The sequence below is a fragment of the Poseidonibacter sp. genome, assembly GCF_041821165.1.
Taxonomy (GTDB): Bacteria; Campylobacterota; Campylobacteria; order Campylobacterales; family Arcobacteraceae; genus Poseidonibacter.
Genome location: NZ_JBGUES010000122.1, coordinates 1 through 7,067, shown reverse-complemented (window position 1 = coordinate 7,067; position 7,067 = coordinate 1). Strand labels below are relative to the sequence as shown.

The window sequence follows — 7,067 nt, the reverse complement described above, 5'->3', positions numbered from 1 at the left end:
CCCAGATTTTAGAATACGAGCATTTTCTCCTATTAATTCATTCTTTGTATATTGGATATTTTCTAAAAAACTATTATTTGCATAAATAATATTTGCTTGAAGGTCAGTTATTATAATTGAACTAGGAACTTGTTCTATAATTTTTTGAAATAGTTTATTTTCATTTCTTGATTTAATAAATTGAGTTATAATCTTATGAAATGATATATAAGCAATAACATTGTCATTATTATCTTTTAATTCTGATATAGTCCATTTAACAATATATTCACTTCCATCTTTTTTATAGTTTATTGTTTGCCCTTTAAAAGAACCTGTTGTTTTTAACTGCTCTTTTAAACTTGATAAAAGTTTTTTATTACTTCTTTGACCTTGTAATATTTTAGGGCTTTTTCCAATTAGTTCTTTTTTTTCATAACCTGTTTCTTCACAAAATGCTTTATTTATATAAATAAATTTAATACCTTCATCAAGATTTGCATCTGTTATAGCAACAGGATCACCTGAATTCTCAAAAGCTTGCAAAAGTGAGTTATGAGTAATTTTTCCAAAAGTTGATATATTAGACATTATCATTCCTTTTAATTTTTTATAATTATAATTTATTAGAAAAGTTTTTAATATACTTTTTTTGTTTTTTAATAATAAATTCACTACATTTTATTTTTTTTCAATAAAAGTTAAATATTATTGAAAAGTTATTTCTTTCAATAATTAAAAATATTAATTTATAATAAAAATTACTTGTTGTATTTTTTACAATACTATATTGATTGCAATAAAATAGATTAATATAATTAATAGAAAATTTTAGAATAAATATAGATTAATTTACAATTAAGTTGTAATTAAATGATAATTTATTGAGGACTTATAAGAAAATTAGTTACTAATAGATTGGTTTAAAAATAGGGTATTGTATAAATTACAAGTTTTAAGATTAATAATAAAGTGATGAATTTTGTTTAAAAAGTTATTAAAATAAAAAAAGATTAAAAAAAAAAGAAAAAAGAATTTTCTTTTTTTTTTAAAGTATATTAAGAGTTAATTGAATAACCTAAGTTTGAGTGATTTTTAATTAATTCGTAAAAAGTTTTGTCTCTTAAATCTTTCACTTTATTTCTAAGTGTAAATCTTGACATATTTTTACCTTTCCAAACTATTTCATGAATAGTTTCAAGTGTAACTAATGAATTAATATTTTCAACTAAAAGTCTTAATAATTTATTTTCAGTTTTTGTAAGTGGAATTTCTCTTTCGTTAACATCAAATAATTTATTTAAATGTTTGTTATAAATGTAACCGTTATTTAATTCTACTGTACTGTTTACATCAAGGTCAATTAATTTATTAATATATTCTTCAACTGTTAAATCTAATTTATTTGCCTTAATTAAAAGAACATTTTGTTCTTCTTCAGTAATTTTTATTTTTAATGTAATGCCTTCCATTATAATCCTTTTGAATATTGATTTTCATAATAACATTATGGTGTGTGTTATTATGCAAATCATTTTTTTTTGGAAGTATAACGAAAAATTTATTTAATTTAGTAAAATAGGAATAAAAATATCTCAATTTAATTGATTTTTTACAAAATTTGAGTAGTGTCCTTCCTCTTCTTCGAGTTTTTTATGAGTACCTCTTTGTACAATTTTTCCATCATTTAAGACATAAATCATACTTGCATTTTTAACGGTACTTAATCTATGAGCAATTGTAATTACAGTTTTATTTTTTAAAATAGGAGTTAAAGAATTAAATAATTTTGCTTCTGTATGAACATCTAAAGCAGATGTTGATTCATCAAAAATTACAACAGCTGGATTTGCGATAACCATCCTTGCTATCGAGAGTCTTTGCCTTTGACCACCACTTAGTCTTACTCCATGTTTTCCAACAATTGTATCTAATCCATCATTCATGTTTTTAACTACATCTTCTAATTGCGCAATATTTAGAGCATGGAAAATTTCCTCATCACTTATACCTTTTTCACCCATTGTAATATTAAAACGAAGAGTATTATTAAATAAGATTGGCATCTGTAAAACTAAGAAAATATTTTTTCTCAAACTTTGTTTACTTAAATTATCAATATTTATAAAATTATAGAGAATTTTACCCTGATTTTTTTCATAAAAACCAGAAATTAATTGTGCAAGTGTAGTTTTTCCACTTCCACTTGCTCCAATTAGTGCAATTTTTTCTCCACTTTTTATATCTAAACTAATGTTTTCTAAGATATTTTTTTTATTGTCATATGAAAAATTTAAATCTTTAATACTAATATCTATTTCTTTTGTATTTATACAAAGTTCTTCTTTTCCATTTTTTTCAAGTTTTAAATTAAAAATTTTATTAAGTCGATTTATAGCTGCATTTGCACTTGCATATGAATATTGAATTGTCAAAATATCTTGAACGGGAGTCATAATAAACCAAATATATCCAAACATAGCAAACATCATTCCAATCGTAAGGTCATTATATTCAACTAAAATCAATCCTGTTGCTCTAAATATTTCAAATGCAACAAGAAAAATAGTAAAAGAAAATCTTTCATAAGCTAAACTTTTATAATTATATTCATTTGATGTAGTTTGTATATTTTTTGCTTTATTTATTGCATCTGTAAAGAAAAAGTTCTCTTTATTACTAGCTTTTATTTGTCCAAATAAATCTAAAGTTTCGCCAATATTATTTTGAAAATTTGATATTGCTTCATTTTCTTTTTTCTTTAGAACACCAGTTTTTTTAGATATTTTTTTTGAAAGTAGCATTATTATTGGTTGAATAAATAATATCATTAATCCTAAAATTGGATTAATAGCAATAATTACAACAGCAACTGCAATTAAAGTTAAAACAGAAGCAACAAATTTACTCGCAACTGAGATAATAAAATTATCTAAAGTATTTACATCTGTTATTAAATTTGCGGCAATTGCACCTGAACCTAAATTTTCATACTCATTCATATTTACAAGTTGTAGGTGTTCTAGTAGTTTTTTTCTAATTTCAAAAGTTACATATTTAGAGATATATATAAATATTTTATTTATAATAACTGAAAATAAAAAATGAATAAGTCTAAGTGCAATTACAACTAAAGTTACAATTGATATATAGTAAAAGGCATCACCATTACCAAAAATTGAATTTATATTATTTACAAAAAAGTCAGGTTTATCTAGTAAAATTTCATCTACTAAAATAGGGAGCATTAAAGGAATAGGAATACTTATTAAAATTGCAATAAAGGTTACAATTTGTCCTAATATCAGGAATTTTCTATTCTCTAGTAAAAGTTTAAAAATATATTTTAAGGAAATTTCTTCTTTCATAATAATCTTTCTTAATTAAGATAAATAGTTTTACAATAATTAGAATGAAGTTATTATTAAAAGAAGTATAATCTTTTGCAAAGAGATAGTTTCTTAACTATTTCTTCGCAGGAATTAACATTTTTGCACAAACTTCTGTTTGCATTCCTTCATGGTAAGAGCAATTTAAACCACATTTAAATACTCCAATATCTTCTAATTGTAGTATTTTCATTTGCTTAATTGATTCTTCTGTACACTCTTCTAAAGTACTAAAAGTCATTGGACTTTTTACATTTCTTTTTGTATTTTCTTTATCTGGATAAATAAAAGAAGTCCATTCTTCTTTTTTCTCTCCACCAAAACATCCACCAAGTAGTAATGCTATCATTGCTGTAAATAATAGATTTTTAATCATTTAAACTCTTTTTTTATTTTGATTGTAGTTAAATTTTTTTTATAAAAGCTTAAACAGCAACATTTTGAAGTGTTTGTTTTATTAGTTCAAATTGTTTTAATTCTTCTCTTAATCGTAAATTTTCTAAATAAAATTCAATAGATTTATTTAATTGGTCACTAATTTTACCTGTTGATGCTGCTTTATTTATAGTATCAGGTTTATATCCTAATTCTAAAGCAAGACTTTTATATGTCATATTTAAATCTTTACAAACTTGTTTTATTATATTTGGATCTAAATCAAGATATAGTTGTTTACAATCAATCCCAAAAGATGATGCTATTTCACATATTAAATCTTTTTTTGCTAAAAGTATATTTCTATAGTGATAGTGTTTCGAACTTGGTTGAAATAATTTTAGATTATCTTTATTAATAGAAATAAATAAAACCTTGCCATCACAACCAATAATATCATCAAATACTTTTATAAGATGTTTTTCTTTTTGATGTTTAAATGCTTCTAAAAACATAAATGAACTAATAGCTCTTGTTTTAGTTTTTGACTCTTTATACTCTTCAAAAGTAAATTCTATATCTTCATTTTCATACTTAATACAAATATGTTCACATGGAATACTTGTTTTTATCATAATGTGGAAATGTAAAAGGTTATCTCTATTATTTGAAAAAACATTTTTCAAATCTTTTTTATCTATCTTATTTTCAGATAACAATATTTGAATTACATTTTCAACATACTCAATACTTTTGTATTTAGTATCATCATCTCTAACTAAGTAAGGTGTCTTTTTAAATAAATTTCCAATTTGTGTCATAACTTATCCTAAGTATCTTGTTTGAATTTTCATATATTATACATATTTTTAGAGATAAATTACTTATTATGTCTATAAAAATATGTAAAAAAACCAGAAATTTTGCGAAAAATAGGTAAATATTATTTTCTCGCTATGAAGGCGCTACATAACTTTAATTTATACGCTATTTTTGCTATATACATTTTTTACACCATTATGTGTTACAATTATAAAAAATAAAGAGTGAAAAATGAAAAAAATTTTAGTATTAATTTGTCTTCTTATTACATTTATTTTTGCAAAAGAAGATTATTCAGAAATGAGTACTCAAGAATTAATAGCTATTATGGGTTATGTTAAAGCTGAAGATAAAAGCAAATTTTTAAATGAATTAAAATCAAGAATTGCAACAATGAATTCAAATGAAAAAAAACAGTATCAAAAAAATCTAGAAAAGTTAAAATAATGAAAACAAAACTATTATTACTAGAAGATGATTTAACGCTTAGCGAAACTATTGTTGAATATTTTGAAGAACAAAATTTTGAAGTTATAAATGTTTATAATGGAGAAGATGCATTAAATGCTATATATGAACAGAATTTTGATATTTTATTATTAGATGTTAATGTTCCTTTATTAAATGGTTTTGATGTACTTAAAAAGCTAAGAAGCCAAGGGAATTTAACTCCTGCTATTTTTATTACATCTTTAAATTCTATGGATTCGTTAGAAGAGGGCTTTAATAGTGGTTGTGATGATTATATTAGAAAACCTTTTGCTCTAAAAGAATTACAATTAAGAGTGCAAACTATCATAAAAAGAGAATTTTCATCAAAAAGCAAACTTTTACAAATAGCAAATAATGTAACTTTTGATTTAATTTCAAATGAAATTAAAAAAGATGAAGAGATTGTAAAACTAAATCCCAAAGAGATTAAACTTCTAAAATTCTTTTTACAACATCCAAATGAACTATTAGTGCATGATAGAATTTATGATTATGTATGGGAATATGATGAAGAGTATAGCGATAATTCATTAAGAACATATATTAAGAATCTTAGAAAACTTATAGGAAGTGAAAAAATTGTTAGTCTTAAAAAGCTTGGATATCGATTTAACGAAAAGTGAGTTTAGAACTTTTATTAGTTTTGGCTTTCTTTACTCTTTTTTAATTCTGCTAATACTTAGTAGTATCTCATTTATTTATTATAAATTCCAAAAAGATTTAATGCTTCAAGAAAAACGACATATTATGCAAGAGTATTCTAATGACTTTGTTTTTAGATTAAAAGACTTACATATTAATTTTGATAAATATAAATATTATCCAAGAGATGAGAAATTTAATTCTGCTATTTTTGATAGTGATAAAAAATTAATATTTTCTACTTTAAAATCAAAAAATATAAATTTTGATGAAGTTACATATATAAGTGATAAGTATATTCACTTTGTAGAAGAACCAGAGTCATACTATTTAGGTGCAAAATATATTATTGTTGAAATAAAAGATGAGCAAATATGGTTTCAGAGTATGAAAAATGAAATTATAACTTATGTCTCTTTTGCTTTTATCATATTAATGATTATAGGATACTTTATTACAAGTTTATTTTTAAAACCAATGAGAGATGCTTTTAATTTATTAGATAGATTTATAAAAGATACTACACATGAATTAAATACACCTGTTTGTGCAATTATTAATAATATTGAAATGATAGATAAAAGCAAACTTGATGAAAAATTAGCAAAAAAGATAAATCGTATTGATATAGGTGCTAAAACAATATCTAATATTTATGAGGATTTAACTTTTATAACTTTACAAAACAAAATAATTTCTCAAAATGAAGAACTTAACTTATCTTTGATTGTTTATGAAAGAGTTGAGTACTTTAAAAGTCTAGCAAAGATTAAAAAAATTGATTTTAAACTTTCTATAAAAGATGATATCTATTTATTTTGTGATAATAAAAAGATTTCTAAATTAATTGATAACTTACTTTCTAATGCTATAAAATACAATAAAGTCTTAGGAACAATAAGTATTTCTTTAGATAAAAATAGTTTATGTATAGAAGATTCAGGAAAAGGAATGAATCAAAAAGATTTAAAATCTCTTTTTAAAAGATACTCTCGTTTTGATAAGAGTGTAGGTGGCTTTGGAATAGGTTTAAATATTGTATCTTTAATAGCTAAAGAGTACAATTTAAAACTTGAAGTATCCTCAGAAATAAATAAGGGTACAAAAATAGAGGTAATATGGTAAGAATTTTATTTATTTTAAGTTTATTTTTTTCTTTTATAAATGCGCAAGATAAAAATATAGAAAATATTTATCAATCCAATTGTGTACAATGCCATAAAAAACTTCCTGTAACAATTGATAAGTACTTTTATAGATATCTCTTAAAATATAGTAGTGAATCAAATGTTAAAGATGCAATGTTTACATATTTAGTAAATCCAAATGAAAATACAACTATTATGCCAGAAGCTTTTATTAAAAGAT

The 7,067-nt window shown here is 22.6% G+C and carries 9 protein-coding genes and 1 pseudogene; 4 read left to right on the top strand and 6 right to left on the bottom strand.

The genetic code is table 11. The features are described 5' to 3' along the window. From ACERKK_RS09455 to ACERKK_RS09430, 6 genes and pseudogenes are all read right to left on the bottom strand, one after another. A partial coding sequence (locus ACERKK_RS09455; RefSeq protein WP_373772838.1) for a PAS domain-containing protein occupies window positions 1–570 on the bottom strand: 570 nt, incomplete at its 3' end. 467 nt (window positions 571–1,037) lie between these two features. Continuing rightward, window positions 1,038–1,451, bottom strand: coding sequence for a transcriptional regulator (locus ACERKK_RS09450; RefSeq protein ID WP_373772837.1), 414 nt, complete (start codon window positions 1,449–1,451; stop codon window positions 1,038–1,040). A 123-nt stretch (window positions 1,452–1,574) separates the two neighbouring features. Then, window positions 1,575–2,435: an ABC transporter ATP-binding protein gene (locus tag ACERKK_RS09445; protein WP_373772839.1), complete on the bottom strand. Its 861-nt coding sequence runs from the start codon at window positions 2,433–2,435 to the stop codon at window positions 1,575–1,577. Beyond that, window positions 2,436–3,227: pseudogene (locus ACERKK_RS09440) on the bottom strand (ABC transporter transmembrane domain-containing protein); the annotation flags it as partial. A 217-nt stretch (window positions 3,228–3,444) separates the two neighbouring features. After that, window positions 3,445–3,744 carry a hypothetical protein gene (locus ACERKK_RS09435; protein WP_373772836.1) on the bottom strand — a complete coding sequence of 100 codons (300 nt, stop codon included), beginning with the start codon at window positions 3,742–3,744 and terminating at the stop codon, window positions 3,445–3,447. Window positions 3,745–3,793: 49 nt separating this feature from the next. Beyond that, window positions 3,794–4,564, bottom strand: coding sequence for a hypothetical protein (locus tag ACERKK_RS09430; protein WP_373772835.1), 771 nt, complete (start codon window positions 4,562–4,564; stop codon window positions 3,794–3,796). A 232-nt stretch (window positions 4,565–4,796) separates the two neighbouring features. Between ACERKK_RS09430 and ACERKK_RS09425 the strand changes: the two genes are divergently transcribed. From ACERKK_RS09425 to ACERKK_RS09410, 4 genes are all read left to right on the top strand, one after another. Next, complete coding sequence (locus tag ACERKK_RS09425; RefSeq protein ID WP_373772834.1) at window positions 4,797–5,012, top strand: DUF1104 domain-containing protein; 216 nt, start codon at window positions 4,797–4,799, stop codon at window positions 5,010–5,012. Next, the gene (locus tag ACERKK_RS09420; RefSeq protein ID WP_373772833.1) at window positions 5,012–5,680 is read left to right on the top strand and encodes a response regulator transcription factor; all 669 of its coding nucleotides are present in this window, start codon (window positions 5,012–5,014) and stop codon (window positions 5,678–5,680) included. Before ACERKK_RS09425 ends, ACERKK_RS09420 begins: the two co-directional genes overlap by 1 nt. 100 nt (window positions 5,681–5,780) lie before the next feature. Further along, on the top strand, window positions 5,781–6,824 hold the full coding sequence (locus tag ACERKK_RS09415; protein WP_373772832.1) for a sensor histidine kinase: 1,044 nt from the start codon (window positions 5,781–5,783) through the stop codon (window positions 6,822–6,824). Then, the coding region (locus tag ACERKK_RS09410; protein WP_373772831.1) for a hypothetical protein at window positions 6,818–7,067 on the top strand (250 nt) is incomplete at its 3' end. The genes ACERKK_RS09415 and ACERKK_RS09410, both read left to right, overlap by 7 nt.